General features: G+C 39.6%; 16 protein-coding genes and 1 tRNA gene. 8 read left to right on the top strand and 9 right to left on the bottom strand.

Annotated features, from left to right (window positions below; genetic code table 11):
- Positions 1-235: 235 nt before the first annotated feature.
- A tRNA-Ile gene (locus tag ACN6OV_RS02585) sits at positions 236-312 on the bottom strand.
- 413 nt (positions 313-725) lie between these two features.
- Between ACN6OV_RS02585 and ACN6OV_RS02590 the strand changes: the two genes are divergently transcribed.
- On the top strand, positions 726-2,930 hold the full coding sequence (locus ACN6OV_RS02590; RefSeq protein WP_427949398.1) for an OsmC domain/YcaO domain-containing protein: 2,205 nt from the start codon (positions 726-728) through the stop codon (positions 2,928-2,930).
- A gap of 683 nt (positions 2,931-3,613) precedes the next feature.
- Entirely contained in the window at positions 3,614-3,841 is a 228-nt protein-coding gene (locus tag ACN6OV_RS02595; protein ID WP_427949399.1) for a hypothetical protein, read from the top strand.
- A 222-nt stretch (positions 3,842-4,063) separates the two neighbouring features.
- Here ACN6OV_RS02595 and bioB read toward each other — a convergent pair whose 3' ends face one another.
- Both bioB and queG read right to left on the bottom strand, forming a co-directional pair.
- Positions 4,064-5,053, bottom strand: coding sequence for a biotin synthase BioB (gene bioB / locus ACN6OV_RS02600; RefSeq protein ID WP_427949401.1), 990 nt, complete (start codon positions 5,051-5,053; stop codon positions 4,064-4,066).
- Positions 5,054-5,341: 288 nt separating this feature from the next.
- A complete protein-coding gene (gene queG, locus ACN6OV_RS02605; protein WP_427949403.1) occupies positions 5,342-6,439 on the bottom strand; it encodes a tRNA epoxyqueuosine(34) reductase QueG in 1,098 nt (365 codons plus the stop codon).
- Between the two features lie 22 nt (positions 6,440-6,461).
- On the opposite strand from queG, the gene ACN6OV_RS02610 reads away from it, so the two are divergent.
- Together ACN6OV_RS02610 and ACN6OV_RS02615 are read left to right on the top strand one after the other, a co-directional pair.
- Complete coding sequence (locus tag ACN6OV_RS02610; protein WP_427949405.1) at positions 6,462-7,949, top strand: NAD(P)H-hydrate dehydratase; 1,488 nt, start codon at positions 6,462-6,464, stop codon at positions 7,947-7,949.
- Between the two features lies 1 nt (position 7,950).
- Complete coding sequence (locus tag ACN6OV_RS02615; RefSeq protein ID WP_427949407.1) at positions 7,951-8,229, top strand: acylphosphatase; 279 nt, start codon at positions 7,951-7,953, stop codon at positions 8,227-8,229.
- 24 nt (positions 8,230-8,253) lie between these two features.
- Here ACN6OV_RS02615 and ruvC read toward each other — a convergent pair whose 3' ends face one another.
- On the bottom strand, positions 8,254-8,799 hold the full coding sequence (gene ruvC, locus ACN6OV_RS02620; protein ID WP_427949409.1) for a crossover junction endodeoxyribonuclease RuvC: 546 nt from the start codon (positions 8,797-8,799) through the stop codon (positions 8,254-8,256).
- 132 nt (positions 8,800-8,931) lie between these two features.
- Here ruvC and ACN6OV_RS02625 point away from each other — a divergent pair, with 132 nt between their 5' ends.
- Both ACN6OV_RS02625 and ACN6OV_RS02630 read left to right on the top strand, forming a co-directional pair.
- Complete coding sequence (locus tag ACN6OV_RS02625; RefSeq protein WP_427949411.1) at positions 8,932-9,504, top strand: FxsA family protein; 573 nt, start codon at positions 8,932-8,934, stop codon at positions 9,502-9,504.
- Positions 9,505-9,650: 146 nt separating this feature from the next.
- Complete coding sequence (locus ACN6OV_RS02630; RefSeq protein ID WP_427949412.1) at positions 9,651-10,295, top strand: LysE family transporter; 645 nt, start codon at positions 9,651-9,653, stop codon at positions 10,293-10,295.
- Positions 10,296-10,377: 82 nt separating this feature from the next.
- Here the strand turns inward: ACN6OV_RS02630 and ACN6OV_RS02635 are convergent, their stop codons facing one another.
- The 3 genes from ACN6OV_RS02635 to ahpF all read right to left on the bottom strand — a co-directional run bounded on the left by ACN6OV_RS02635 (position 10,378) and on the right by ahpF (position 12,823).
- The gene (locus ACN6OV_RS02635) at positions 10,378-10,578 is read right to left on the bottom strand and encodes a hypothetical protein (RefSeq protein ID WP_427949414.1); all 201 of its coding nucleotides are present in this window, start codon (positions 10,576-10,578) and stop codon (positions 10,378-10,380) included.
- A 151-nt stretch (positions 10,579-10,729) separates the two neighbouring features.
- The gene (locus tag ACN6OV_RS02640) at positions 10,730-10,981 is read right to left on the bottom strand and encodes a hypothetical protein (protein ID WP_427949415.1); all 252 of its coding nucleotides are present in this window, start codon (positions 10,979-10,981) and stop codon (positions 10,730-10,732) included.
- Positions 10,982-11,257: 276 nt separating this feature from the next.
- Entirely contained in the window at positions 11,258-12,823 is a 1,566-nt protein-coding gene (ahpF, locus tag ACN6OV_RS02645; RefSeq protein WP_427949416.1) for an alkyl hydroperoxide reductase subunit F, read from the bottom strand.
- A 287-nt stretch (positions 12,824-13,110) separates the two neighbouring features.
- Here ahpF and ACN6OV_RS02650 point away from each other — a divergent pair, with 287 nt between their 5' ends.
- On the top strand, positions 13,111-13,329 hold the full coding sequence (locus ACN6OV_RS02650; RefSeq protein ID WP_427949418.1) for a DUF1653 domain-containing protein: 219 nt from the start codon (positions 13,111-13,113) through the stop codon (positions 13,327-13,329).
- Positions 13,330-13,381: 52 nt separating this feature from the next.
- Positions 13,382-13,975 (top strand): O-methyltransferase, encoded by a 594-nt coding sequence (locus ACN6OV_RS02655; protein WP_427949420.1) that lies wholly within the window; start codon positions 13,382-13,384, stop codon positions 13,973-13,975.
- 115 nt (positions 13,976-14,090) lie between these two features.
- Here the strand turns inward: ACN6OV_RS02655 and ACN6OV_RS02660 are convergent, their stop codons facing one another.
- Positions 14,091-14,297, bottom strand: coding sequence for a KTSC domain-containing protein (locus tag ACN6OV_RS02660; protein WP_427949422.1), 207 nt, complete (start codon positions 14,295-14,297; stop codon positions 14,091-14,093).
- Positions 14,298-14,553: 256 nt separating this feature from the next.
- A complete protein-coding gene (locus ACN6OV_RS02665) occupies positions 14,554-15,060 on the bottom strand; it encodes a hypothetical protein (protein WP_427949423.1) in 507 nt (168 codons plus the stop codon).
- Between the last annotated feature and the right edge of the window lie 309 nt (positions 15,061-15,369).

Here is a 15,369-nt window from a genome sequence, read left to right on the forward strand (position 1 = left end):
ACCACTTACCCAAGTTACGCCTTAAATTTGGCTCAATTAGGGGGCTTTGTATTTCAAATCTTTGTGCAACAAAGCCGTATCGGATACAAGATTGGATACACAAGAGGGCCAAATAAAGCTGTGCATAGCCGAACATAGTTGTGCAAAAAGCAGAAATAAAAAACCCATGAATCATTATAATTCATGGGTTTATATATCAAATTATTGTAAAGTTGTGCATATGATTACAAAAAACTGGTGGGCCCAGACAGACTTGAACTGTCGACCAACGGATTATGAGTCCGCTGCTCTAACCAACTGAGCTATAGGCCCTATATTCTGAAAGCGTTATATATCAACAAGTTCAGACGAAAAGAATACTAGCGAAGATTGTTTTAAAAAACAAGCCTTTTTCTTCACGGCTGCACACTAAGGCAACAATTCATTCGGTTGATAAATTATCTCTTGAAACCGCACTGATGAAAAATAGCTGAATAATTTGATTTATAAAAGGATTTTTGGAGGTGTATGTAAAAACATGTACATCCTTAGAGATAAAGAAAAGTGAATACAATTTATCAATAGGCCAAAATAACCTTATAATACGGCCCATTCTCGTCTGTACCTGCCAAGTTTGGTTGTAAATGTACGGGCTTCACTTTTAAGTCCTTTTCCTGTTGTAAATTGGCTTATGTTTTTGCATTTTTATGTGTTGCACTGACACATAAGAATATTTAGGTGCCCACATGGAAATTAAGGTTAATTATCTCGATAACCTGCGACAAGAAGCTAAATTTGATGACTTCACGGTAATTGCCGATCAACCCATTCGCTACAAAGGGGATGGTTCTGCTCCCGGACCATTCGATTACTTTTTAGCATCTTCAGCTTTGTGTGCGGCTTACTTTGTGAAAGTTTATTGCTTAGCGCGTGATATCCCAACGGACAACATTCGTCTATCGCAAAACAATATTGTCGATCCTGAAAACCGTTATAAACAAATTTTCAAAATCCAAGTAGAACTGCCTGCAGATATTTCTGAAAAAGACCGTCAGGGGATTCTGCGTTCTATTGACCGTTGTACGGTAAAAAAAGTCATTCAAACCGGTCCTGAATTCGTTATTGAAGAAGTTGAAAGCATTGATGCAGATGCACAAGCCTTGTTGATGCCAAACTTGGCTTCAGGCAGTGGGACTTTTATTCCCGGTAAAGACTTACCTCTCGAAGAAACCATTGCCAATATGTCGGGTATTTTGGCCGGATTAGGCATGAAAATTGAAATTGCGTCTTGGCGTAATATCGTGCCGAATGTGTGGTCATTGCATATTCGTGATGCTCAAGCACCGATGTGTTTTACCAATGGTAAAGGTTCAACCAAAGAAAGTGCCTTGGCATCTGCGCTAGGTGAATTCATTGAACGTCTAAATTGCAACTTCTTCTATAACGACCAGTTCTGGGGGGAAGACATTGCCAATGCCGCGTTTGTACATTATCCAGATGAAAAATGGTTCCAACCCGGACCTGAAGGTGAATTACCTAGCGAAATTTTAGATGATTACACCCGTGAAATTTATAACCCTGAAGATGAGTTATTGGGTACACACCTGTATGACACCAACTCAGGCAATAAAGCACGTGGCATCTGCTCTTTACCCTTTGTACGACATTCCGATGGTGAAACGGTTTATTTCCCTTCCAATTTAATTGAAAACTTATACCTTTCAAATGGGATGAGTGCAGGGAATACCTTGGCCGAAGCTCAAGTTCAGTGCTTATCTGAAATTTTTGAACGTGCTGTAAAACGTGAAATTTTGGAAGGTGAGTTGGCTTTACCAGATGTACCAGAAGCGGTGCTTGCCAAATATCCACGTATTGTTGAAGGCATTAAAGGACTAGAAGAACAAGGTTTCCCTGTACTGGTTAAAGATGCATCTTTAGGTGGTCAGTATCCAGTAATGTGTGTGACCTTAATGAACCCACGTACCGGTGGTGTTTTCGCATCTTTTGGCGCACATCCGAAACTAGAAGTGGCTTTAGAGCGCAGTTTAACTGAATTGTTGCAAGGCCGTAGTTTTGAAGGCTTAAACGATTTACCGAAACCAACCTTTAGCTCCAATGCAGTCACAGAGCCAAACAACTTTGTTGAACATTTCATTGATTCAAGCGGTGTAGTATCTTGGAAATTCTTTAGTGCAAAGTCTGATTATGATTTTGTGGAATGGGATTTCACCGCTGAAGGTGAACATGCCAATGCGGAAGAAGCTGCGGCCATGTTTATAATTTTGGAAGAGATGGGCAAAGAAGTGTATATGGCAGTGTATCAACACCTAGGCGCGACAGCATGCCGTATCTTGGTGCCGGGATATTCTGAAGTGTATTTGGTTGAAGACCTTGTTTGGGACAATACCAACAAAGCGTTGGACTTCCGCGAAGATATCTTGAATATTCATCGTTTGGATGAAGATCAATTGGTGGCATTGGTTGAGTGTTTAGAAGAGGTTGAAGTTGATGATTACACTGAGATTGTGACCTTAATTGGTATTGAGTTTGATGACAATACCGTTTGGGGACAATTGACGGTTCTGGAATTAAAACTGCTGATTTATATTGCTTTGCAAGAATTTGAAGAAGCCAAAGAATTAGTCGAAACATTCTTACAATACAACACCAACACGGTCGAGCGTGGCTTGTTCTATCAATGTATGGATGTCGTGTTAGAAGTTGAACTGGATGATGAATTAGACTTCGACGATTATGAACCAAACTTCCGTCGTATGTTTGGCGATGAGCGTATGGATGCGGTGATTGGTTCGATGGACGGCAGTATCCGTTTCTATGGTTTAACTGAAACCAATATGCAACTTGAAGGTTTAGACCGTCATTTACGTCTCATCGAGAGTTATAAGAAATTGCATACAGCACGTGCGAAATTTGCCGGACAAAATATTTAATTTAAAATTGTCGAATTAGCTGATTTATTCATTGTCGTGTTAAAAAACTCTCCGTCAGGGTAATGCTGATCAGTTAAGGAAATTCGGGTTATTTATTACCCTAAATTTCCTTATATTTGGATTTAAAGTGAGCTAAATTTACGTCTTACTGACCTTATTTTTAACTTTTAAATCCTTAACTGACTGGCATTACTCCGTCAGGGGAGTTTTTTTATGCAAATTTACTGGAGTTGTTGTGCTTTATTAAGGTTATTTAAATAATAAATTTCCTTAGAACTCAGTTAAATATTCACTTGATGCAAAGTTCAATCGCTTATCTGAAATTGGAGAAAATTAAAGCAAAAAAGATTTGACTCATTGGCAAAATATGACTATTAATAGGTATGGTTTTAACCAAACCAGAATATTTCAGGATGAAATATTCAGAAGTACAACACTAAAGTAAACAGGAGTTTTAACAATATGCTTCATTTATTTAGAAAACTATTTTGCATGCATATTTATGAATACGAGCAAATGGAAGAAATTGGTTCACACAAGGAGTGTAGAAAGTGCGGTGTGGCAAAATAAACTAGAATCATGATTCATCTTGTTATAAAAAGTGGGCTTGTGCTCACTTTTTTAATGTCTGAAAGGCGTGAATTCAGTACACTGAAGGCCATTTTTGCAGATCCGATATTAATATGATCAAAGATTTTCTGGCAGAGCGTTATACGGTCGATGCCAATATGACAGATACCATTACATGGTTATTACAGCATCAGGATTGTTATGAATCTTTTCATTATGATGCAGTACAGCAGCAGTTAATAGTAGCGCATGCGAATGGGCAGGACATTATTTGTGAAGGGGATTATCTGAATGCGAGCTACGGGATTTTAATTACGGCGCATAATTTTGCCAAACCTTAGAAAGAATAGCTGACATAGATAAATTTATGAGCCTAAAATAAAAAAGCCCCATCGATGGTAATGCCAGTCAGTTAAGAATTTAAAAGTTAAAAAATAATGTCAATAAGACGTAAATTTAGCTCAGTTTAAATCCAAAGTTAAGGAAGTTTAGGTGATAAACAACCTAAATTTCCTTAACTAATTACCATTAATATATTGCTGGGGCTTTGATCTCTTGTGTGTTTAAACCGCCATCGCATCTACAGATAGCTGAGCGGCATTTAACTTGGCTTTTTCTGCGACTAAACCGAGTTTGTCAAACAGTTGTCGATCTTTTCCTTCGCCAGCATTTGGTGTAGTCAAGAGTTTTTCACCAGAGAATAGTGAATTAGCTCCTGCCATAAAGGCTAAGGCTTGGTCAGAATCAGAAAGTGATTCACGGCCTGCAGAAAGACGAATATAGCTTTTTGGCATAATAATACGTGCTACGGCAATGGTGCGAATCCATTCAGTGACATCTAGTTTTTCAACCTCTGCCAGTGGTGTGCCATCAATTGGCACTAGCATATTGATCGGTACAGATTCTGGGTGAATCGGTAAGGTTGAAAGTTCTTGCAATAAACCAATACGGTCATCGCGGTTTTCACCAAGGCCGACAATACCGCCACTACAGACTTTCATGCCTGCGCCGCGTACATATTCTAAAGTGTTTAAGCGGTCATCAAAGGTACGTGTACTGATAATATGTGAATAGTATTCACGTGAGGTGTCGAGGTTGTGGTTGTAGTAATCCAGTCCTGCATCTTTTAGGCGCTCAGCCTGTGACTGATTCAGCATGCCAAGCGTCATACAGGTTTCTAAACCTAAGGCTTTCACTTCACGTACCATTTCCAAGACATAAGGCATGTCACGTTCATGTGGATTACGCCAAGCTGCACCCATGCAGAAACGTGAAGAACCTGACTCGAGCGCTTCTTTCGCTTCAGAAATTACTTTATCGACAGCAATGCGTTTTTCAGCTTCTAAATTTGAATCATAGTGCGCAGACTGCGAACAATATTTGCAGTCTTCTGGACATTTTCCAGTTTTAATCGACAGTAAGGTACTGACCTGAATGGTATTTGCTGTGAAATGCTCGCGATGCACACGCTGTGCTTCAAAAACCAAATCTAAAAAAGGCTGTTCATATAAAGCCTGAATCTCTTCGCGAGTCCAGTCATTACGTAAGTTCATGATTGCTGTCCATCATCATTGTTATGTAGTACTATTTATCATACAGAAAGTAGGCCAATGCTAAAGGCAATATCTGTCAACTTTGATAGTATCTAACGATTAAATATTAAATTGAATTGAAATATAAGATTGTATATTTAGTTGCAAAGTTAACCAGTATTTTGATTAATTCGTCGCAAAGTTTTTAAGTATAAAATAAAGTTTGCATTGAACAGGCGGGCTCAAGTTTTAAATATTGCAAACTTGGCCCTGAACGTGAAAACACAATTTTTTTGTAAAAAGGGGGTGTTATACATTGGTTTTGTGGATTTGTTCCGTAATCGCCCAGTCGATATGGACTTGCACAATCTCATCATGTAATTCACGATTTTGCTTTAAGACCTGAATAATTTCTGCTGAATAATCGGCATTACCGAGTCCAATCGCAATGTTACGCATAAAGCTTTGGTAGCCCGTACGACGGATTGGGCTGCCTTCAGTACAGCTTAAAAAAGTGTCTTCATCCCATTGCCATAGGTCTAATAAGGAAACCTGATCTAAACCATGGCGTGGGTGAAAGTCTTCAATCGAGGTTTTCTTGGCAAAGCTGTTCCAAGGGCAAATCAACTGACAGTCATCACAGCCAAATACGCGGTTACCGATGCCTCTGCGTAATTCTTCAGGAATAATGCCTTTATATTCGATGGTTAAATAGGCGATGCATTTGCGTGCATCCAACATATAAGGTTCAACAATGGCTTGGGTCGGGCAGATATCAATGCAAGCTGTGCAAGAACCGCAGTGCTTTTCAGCAGGACTGTCAAAAGGTAAATCTAAAGCGGTAAATAACTCGCCCAAAACAAAAAATGAACCGGATTTTTTATGAATCAGTAGTGTGTGTTTGCCTGTCCAGCCCATACCGGCATTTTCAGCCAAAGATTTTTCAAAAACAGGGGCTGAGTCTGCAAAGGGGCGTGACTCAAAATCGCCAATTTTTTCACGGATAATCTGAGATAAGGTTTTTAAACGTCCACGCATGGTTTTGTGATAATCACGGCCGCGCGCATAGCGGGCAATAATCGCTGCATTCGGTTCATGTGGTACATAACGCGGCTTCGGTGTTTCGACCAAATAATCCATACGTACACAAATAATACTGCGTGTTCCAGGAACCAATAAGGTGGGGTTGGCGCGCTTTTCTAGATTTTCTTCTAAAAATTTCATGTCACCATGATAGCCACGTTTTAAATATTCCTTAAAACGCGGGAGTTCCTCTTGAGCATCAGGCTTGGCAATGACACAATCAGAAAAACCCAATTTTAGGGCTTGTGCTTTAATCCATGCTTTTAAGGTTTCTGGATCGAATTGATCGACAGGAATTTTTTGTGCAGGAGTAGAAGCGGCCATAATCTAATAACAAGGAAAAACAATGCATCAGCAAGTTTACCATAGCCCTGTTTATCATAGCCAAAGTATTCAAGCGTGGGAGCAGCGATGGTTTGCCTTGCAGAACAGCAGTTATGGTTTGATGCAGCAGGTGGCATGGTCGATTGCTCAAGAGCTCATTCCCTTATTTTTAAAACAAAATATGCGCCATATAGCTGTTTGCTGTGGTCAAGGTAATAATGCAGGTGATGGTTATCTCATAGCAAGATACTTAAAACAAGCAGGCTTTGATGTTGATATTTATGCCGCAGCATTGGGTCAGTCAGAAGACTTACATTTGGCTTATAAAGCAGCGCAAGATGCAGACTTAAATATCTATCCGCATTTTAATTTTCAGCATTCTTATGCTGCTTATATTGATGCATTGTTTGGTATCGGCTTAAACCGTGAATTAGCTGCAGATTGGCAGCAGATTATTCGGTCTTTAAATGCATGTACAGGTCTGAAAATTGCCATTGATGTTCCAAGTGGTTTGCAAGCCAATGCTGGGCAACCTTTACCGGTCGCATTTCAGGCAGATTTGACCTATACCGCTTTGGGCTTAAAGGCAGGGTTATTTACCGGGCAAGGGAAGGAATATGCTGGAAAGGTCAGCGTCATGGCTTGTATTCCGGCAGATGCTGAACTTCGTCCATTGGCAAAGTTATCTCCACAGAGCATACAACTTCCACAGCGACAAGCTTTTGGACATAAAGGTAGTTATGGCCACGTACTGATTGTGGGCGGTCATGCCGATATGGGGGGTGCAGTGATGATGGCTGCGGAAGCAGCATTTCATGCAGGTGCAGGAAAAGTCACCGTAGTTTGTGACAAGCGTCATCACACTGCCATTTTATCGCGGGCGCCCAATATTATGCTGCGAGATATCAATGCATTAAATCAAGCCGACATTCAACAGCTTATTGAACATGTCGATGCAATCAGTTTTGGGATGGGCTTGGGTCGAGATTCTTGGGCGGAACAACAATTTCAGGCCTGGTTCCCACAGATTCAAAACTCGACTTTGGAAATTGTCTTAGATGCGGATGCGCTTTGGTATTTGGCGGAATTTCCCGAGCAACTGAATGCTCAAACTTATGCAACGCCACATCCGGGGGAAGCTGCGAAATTACTCGGGATTGCAGCACATGAAATTGAGGTAGACCGTATTCAAGCCATTCACCAACTACAAGACAAGTTTCAAGGGCAGTGGGTGTTAAAAGGTGCAGGTAGCTTAATTTTGGAAGATGAGCTGTGGATTTGTACGGCGGGAAATGCAGGAATGGGCACAGGCGGTATGGGGGATGTGCTTGCTGGAATGGTGGCGAGCCTAAAAGCGCAATTTCATGATGCAATTCATCTGCATGAAATAGTGAGCCTGCATGCTTTAGCTGGAGATTATTTAGCGCAGCGCGGGATGCGTGGCTTACAAGCGCAAGATATGGCACAAGCGGTTTACTATGTAGTGAACCATTCAGTTGCGGAGGTTTAACATGTATGCGGTAAAGTTAGTCATCCAAGGCAAAGTACAAGGTGTGGGTTATCGTCGTTGGTTTGAGCAACAAGCCATTGCATTGGAACTCAAAGGTTATGTGAAAAATTTAGCCACAGGTGAGGTGGAAGCGATTGTCATCGGGACGGAAGAGGCGATTCATAAAATGTTGAAACACAGCCTCGTTGGGCCATTACGTGCCAAGGTGATTCAAATTGATCAACAGATAATTGCGATACATGATTTGGACTATTGTGATTTTAAAATGATTCGCGGTTAAGTGAGTTGCTGAGGAATCGGAAGTTTAACGACGACGGTTACTGACACGACTACGTCCACGAGCCATACCACCTAAAGCGTTAAGCACAGCCATTTTACTCATACTGCCTGATGCATGAGCATGACAGATTGCAGCAGCGAGCGCATCGGCAGCATCTTGTTGTGGTTTGATACTCAAGTTGAGTAAGCGCATCACCATCATTTGTACTTGTTCTTTATCCGCAGCACCATAGCCGACCACAGATTGCTTAATTTGACGTGCAGTATATTCAGCGACTTGTAAATCTAAATTGGTTAATGCAGCAATGGCAGCGCCACGCGCTTGCCCGAGCTTTAAAGCAGAGTCAGGGTTTTGTGCCATAAACACTTGTTCAACCGCGGCTTGGGTGGGGCCATGAAATTTTACGATTCGGTCAATGCCGGCAAAAATACGTTTTAAACGTTCAGGCATTTCAGTCGTTTCGGTACGAATGGTGCCCGCATCGACAAAACGTAGTTTAGAACCATCTTGTTCGATGATGCCGTAACCTGTTAAGCGCGAACCTGGGTCAATACCGATAATTAATGACATTTTTGCCCTATTTGCCCTTTAAAAGTAAAATAATGCCCTTATTGTTACATAAGCGTGTCAAAAAAGCTTGATAGTGATTGAGCAATTGATTGTTACACCTTAAATTAATTTACTGAGATTTGATTAATTTCCATGAAATTATTTCTTCTGATTTTAGCAGGCTTGATCCTGGAAGTGTTTGTCTGGATCGGTGTGGGCGACCTCGTCGGCAGTATGTGGTACGTCTTTTTCTGGTTCGTGGCTGCATTTTTCATTGGTATGAATATTATTCGTAAATATTCATCAGGTTTAATGCCTCAAATGCAGCAAATGCAAGCTGGGCAAATGAGTAATGATCCGGCTTTAACCGGTAATTTACCGAAAATTTTAGCGGGCTTTCTTTTACTGTTGCCGGGCCTAATTTCAGATGTGATGGCATTGCTGATTCTTATCCCGCCTATACAAAATGCAATGAAAGCGGTCATGATGAAAACCATGATGAAGCGCCAACAAGCCATGATGGAAAAAATGATGGGTGGCATGATGGGCGATATGGGAGGCATGGGCGGTGCTCAAGGTCAGAACCCATTTGCGGATATGATGCGTCAAATGCAAGATATGCAAAATCAGCAGTCAGGCCGTGATTCTTCAGTGATTGATGGTGAAGCACGCGAAGTTACACCAGACGCCAAACAAATTGAACTCAAAGATGTAAATAAAAAATAAGTTTATCTATTGATCAAAGCCGAATTTATATTCGGCTTTTTTTTATGGCTAAAATTGAATTGTATCAATTCAGTGTTGTTATTTCGCGTTATCAGTTTGAACAGACGATATAATATTGCGGTTTATTTCATTCTGCTTATTGCTTCATGTCTTTGTTACTTACCATTTGTATGTTGCATTTCGTTGCACAGTTGAGTCCCGGCCCAGATGTGTTACTCATTGCTAAAAGTGCAGCATCCACAACACGTGCCAATACCTTAAATATTATTGCGGGTATTTCGGTGGGGATTATTGTCTGGGTTGTATTGACCTTATTGGGTTTTACGGTATTGATTGAACAGTTCCCTTGGATTCAGCAAGTGTTGATGCTCGTGGGCGGTTTATTCTTGGCGAAAATGGGTTGGGCAATGTTCAATGGTGGCTTAAAAAGTCTGAATCAAGCAGCCTGTCTGGATGATGATCAAGCTTTAAAACAATCTAAATCTGAAAACTATTTTTTATTGGGCCTCTTTACCAATCTATCCAATCCTAAAACCCTGATTTATTTTAGTAGTGTCTTTTCGCTGGCACTCAGCTCATCCGCAAGTAGTAATTTAAAGACACAATTGGCATTTATTATTCCAATTCAAACCTTTATCGTTTTTACTGTGTTTATGCTGATTTTATCTTTACCCAAAATTAAGACGCTGTATCAGCGTTCGGGTAGTTATATTGATGTGATGTCAGGGGCTCTATTTCTTATTTTTGCCATTTGGTTATGGTTTGATGCGATCCATATGTTTTATCTTTAAGCACAGTGGACTCATCATCCGTTGGGTTAAAGCCAAGTAATTTAGCTTGGCTTTTTTATGGCTCATCTAAAAAAGTATTCGATTATTTTTTATCTGTTGGTGCTGGTTCTGTATTTGATGAGTCTTGATCCTTGATCATAGTAGATGAGGTAGTTTTCGTATTTTTCATATGTTCATGGTAGCGATTGGGTTTGAGGGTTGATTCAGTGTTTTCTGAGCCTTGATAAGAGCGGCTTCTGTTCGCACGCTCGCGTAAACCACCTTTTTTGATTAATTGAACCATCGCTTTGACTGACTTAAATACGGTATTGGTTATTTTAAAGAAAAAAAGGATGCAGGGTAAGCCTTAAGATAATGGCTTAAACACATAAAAAAGCCCGAGTGAACTCAGGCTTTAGATATGTCAATGATCAAAGCTTTTTAAGAAAATTCTACTATTTATTGATTTGATTATCTTGTTGCAGAACTTCAAAAATGTTTATTTGAGTGGGTGCATCGGCATCGTGTTGCTGTAAATAAACCTGAACGCTTTTAAATAGAATCGCAGCAGCGAGGCAGGTGAGTATACAAAATATCCAAAAGCCGTATGGGCTACGAATATTATGTGATCCGCATTCAGAACATTCTTTATCACTTGAAGCCAGTACTTTGTTGCAACAAGCACAGTGGTATTGATAGTGCAGCATTGTCATTCTCCAGTCTTTGGGTCTGACCAACATCTTGTTGTTATTGTTAATCATCTATCCGTGATGATGGTTTCATCTTAATGTGTATTTAAATATTTGTACAATTTTTAAGCATTAAATTTACTCGCGATTTGTAAGAGATTAAGTTTTTTGATTGTTAGTGTATGTTTTTTAATAGATTAATAAATGTATAACAAGATTTGAATATAAAGTCAAAAAAGAACCAGTCCGAGGACTGGTTCTTTAAATTTCTTAGCTGAACATCTGAATCAAAAATTATTGACCTGAACGAATAATGTAATCAAATGCTGAAAGTGATGCTTTCGCGCCTTCACCTGTGGCAATGATGATTTGTTTGTACGGCACAGTTGTACAGTCACCGGCAGCAAATACACCTTTGACATTGGTTTCGTTGCGATCATTAATTAAAATCTCGCCACGGTTTGAAAGTTCAACTGCGGTGTCTTTTAAGAAATCCGTATTTGGCAATAAACCAATTTGCACGAAGATCCCTGCCAATTCAACAGTTTTGATTTCATCCGTTGCACGGTCTTTGTATTTCAATGCGGTCACTTGTGCGCCATCACCCACCACTTCAGTTGAAAGCGCATTCATGATTACAGTGGTATTTGGCAAGCTGTTTAATTTATCTTGCAATACTTGGTCCGCACGTAATTTGGTATCAAACTCAACCAACGTCACGTGTTCAACAATCCCTGCAAGGTCAATCGCTGCTTCAACCCCCGAGTTACCACCACCAATCACCGCAACACGTTTACCTTTGAACAATGGACCATCACAGTGTGGGCAGTAAGCCACACCACGGGTACGGTATTCTTGTTCACCCGGTACGTTCATTTCTCTCCAGCGTGCACCGGTAGATAAAATCACAGTTTTCGATTCAAGTTTCGCACCATTTTCTAAAGTCACTTCCACTAAACCGTTGGTCGTTTCATCTGCACCTTTAATGTCAGAGACACGCTGTAGGTTCATGATATCGACACCGTACTCACGGACATGGGCTTCCATTTCAGCGGCAAATTTTGGACCTTGAGTTTTCTGAATTGAAGTGAAGTTTTCAATATCCATGGTATCCATCACCTGACCGCCCATGCGTTCAGCCACGATACCGGTACGGATACCTTTACGTGCCGCATAGATTGCAGAGGTATTACCCGCAGGGCCACCGCCAATCACTAATACATCAAAAGCCTCTTTGGCATTGAGTTTTTCAGCATCTTTTGTTGCAGAATTGGTATCCAATTTGGCAATGATTTCTTCCAACGTCATACGACCTTGACCAATGTGGTTACCATCTTGGAACACCATTGGAACCGCCATGATTTTGCGTTCTTCCACTTCGTCTTGGAAGAATGCACCATCAATCATGGTTGCAGTAGTGCCCGGATTGTAAATCGCAATCAGGTTTAAGGCTTGAACCACATCAGGACAGTTGTGGCAGCTTAAAGATACGAAGACATCAAAGTCAGCTTGAAGATTTAAACCTTTAATTGATGCCAAAACTTCATCCGAGACTTTCGGGGCATAACCAGACGTTTGTAACAATGCCAAAATCAAAGAGGTGAACTCGTGGCCCATTGGCAGACCTGCAAAGAAGACACGTGGTGCTTCACCTGCTTTGGCAATCCCAAAACTTGGTGCACGGCTATTGGTACCGTCAAAGCGTGCAGTGACTAAATTTGAAAGTGCGGCAACTTCAGTCACCAATTCTTTAATTTTGTCTGACTTATCTGTACCGTTTAAAGTCGCGACGATTTCGATTGGGCCTTCAAGGCGTTCTAAAAGGGTTTTTAATTGCGCTGAAGTATTTTGATCTAACATTACTAACGTCTCCAGAGGAGTAAATTTATTTGATGAGAGAATAATAGGACAAAGTATGATATAGGTGAAACAGTTTGTTTTTATAAAAACAATCGCTTTTACAAATCAATGGTAAAAATATCTTTCTAAATCAGCTTTCTAAATCAGAAGAATATCTGAGCTAGATATTGGGTCTAAATAATTTTAAACAAGTAATTTATGTGAGATAGAACTTAATGTATCGATATCTCAGATTTGCAGTGTTACAGTCAATTTCAGTACATTTAAACTTATTTTTGAGAAGTGAAATGCAAGTCAAACAGGGTATTTATCAACATTATAAAGGAAAGCTCTATCAAGTTTTTCATGTGGCAACACATAGTGAAACTGAAGAAAAACTCGTGGTTTATCAATGCTTATATGGTGATTATTCGATGTGGGTACGTCCACTTGCGATGTTTACTGAAACTGTCGAAATCGCAGAAGAGATTGTACCTAGATTTAAACTAATTCAAGAAACTTGTTAAAAATAAATAGTCTGGGTCAGTCTGAATAACCGTTGCTCAACAAGGAAAGTAGATGAGTTTGGATGTAAAATTTTTGAGTTATATGCAAGATTTATATGTTGATTTTAGCGCACATGATGCACAGCAAAATGATCGCCTAGTACGTTATCGTAATATTGAGCCAGATTCAGCTTTGCTTTTGGCCATGCAAATACGCATGCAACAGGCTCAGCAGATCTTGGAAATTGGCACATCGACAGGTTATTCAACATTATGGTTGGCAGATGCTGCTCAAACGACACAAGGAATTGTAGAAACTATTGAAATTGATGCAGCGCGGATTCAGCAAGCCAAACAACATGCATCAACCTTGGGTTTGGCGCCGTTAATCGTTTTCCATCAAGGTGATGCACTAAAATTTCTACAAGGCTGCACCAAAGAATATGATTTTATTTTACTGGATGCAGAGCGTGATGCCTATGTGGAATATTGGCGCTATTTACCACAATTAATTCGTGCCAAAGGTGGCGTATTGTTTGTTGATAATGTCTTGTCGCATGCGCAAGATGTGGCTGAATTTATGGCTTTGATTAAAGCCGATCAACGATTTATCAGTACAACCATCAATGTTGGAGCAGGGTTGTTAATGGTCACGTGGCGAGATTAAATGGGGGGATTAAAAATCAGGGCAATTGCCCTGATTTTTTATGAAGTTTGCTTATTTCTACACGTTGAAGTGTCTATGTTGTTGAATCATCTTCCTTAATTTAGGCGCTGATTGTTTAACCCTGCAAAGTGATACGTGAAAAATGTAAATCGTATTCTAAATATTTTTGAACAAATGCAGTTTTATCACTACATCGAAGTAAATTATCGTAGATAAAAGGCGAAACTGGATAAAATAAATCGCCGGAACCATTTGCATAAAAAATTTTTAAGTAACGTGAAGAAGAACTGTATTTCCAAGATGTTACAGCTGTTGTTGTCATAAGCATCCCCCTTATTGCATCGTTATTGTTGTGTTGCAGACGAAGGTTTATATCAGTTGAACTTAAGACAAATTGGTGTACTGGACTATTGCAGATTTGTTAAAAAATAAAGTTTTACCACATATTTTTCGAATCAAAAGTGATAAGTAGAATGGAAATGTGACTTATTGCGTAAAGAGGAATCTTAAGTTGCAAAAGGTGAAATCTGTCGCTATAAATTTGAGTCGTTTTTTATTTTATAGCGACATAGATTGGATTAAAAGGTGCGACATTGTTCCGACTTATTGCCTTTGACCTGATTATTATTGCCATTCATGGTGAATGAATTTTCATTACAAATTAAATTGCCTGCAATCTCGTTGTCTCTAATCGAAATTTGACCACTATTTTTATTTAATTTTAAATCGCCATCAATTTGGTTGTTTCGGAATTGTATATTTTGACCTGCAGAAAAATTTACATCACCACTAATATTGTTATTGTTGGCAATGATTTTTGAGAAATTTTTATTTGATTCAATATTGCCTTTGATGTGATTGCCACGCAGTTCAATGGAAGCTCCTGACTGAAGAATTACGTTACCATGAACAATTAAACCTTCTAGTTGGCAATTTTTTTGGACTTTAATGTCGTCACGGATACTTTGATTTTTAATTGGCCCATCACAGTTAATCGCAGCAAATGTATTAAACGAACCTAAAAGTAAACAGCTGACGAGCATCATTTTTTTCATTTGCCTGCATCTCCCCTGAAAATAAGTCATAAGAATAAAATTTCATGTTAAAAATACTGGACTCTACTTAGGTAGAACAGTGGGAAAAGTGAACGAAGTGCTATATTTTTATTATGTTTATGTAACCTCTAAGTTGATGACTTTCTTCTTATTTTTGAATTGTAAAGACGGCTTAATTAAATTGAGTAAAAGTGTGAATTGGATCGTGAATCACTTGTATGATTTAAAATAAAAAAAACCACGCTAAAAAGCGTGGTTTTTTATCAGTTCAATCTAATACAGATTAGATTTTACCAACTAGGTCGATTGAAGGAGCAAGAGTTGCATCGCCTTCTTTCC

This window comes from Acinetobacter sp., from assembly GCF_050285345.1.
In the GTDB taxonomy this organism is placed as follows: Bacteria; Pseudomonadota; Gammaproteobacteria; order Pseudomonadales; family Moraxellaceae; genus Acinetobacter.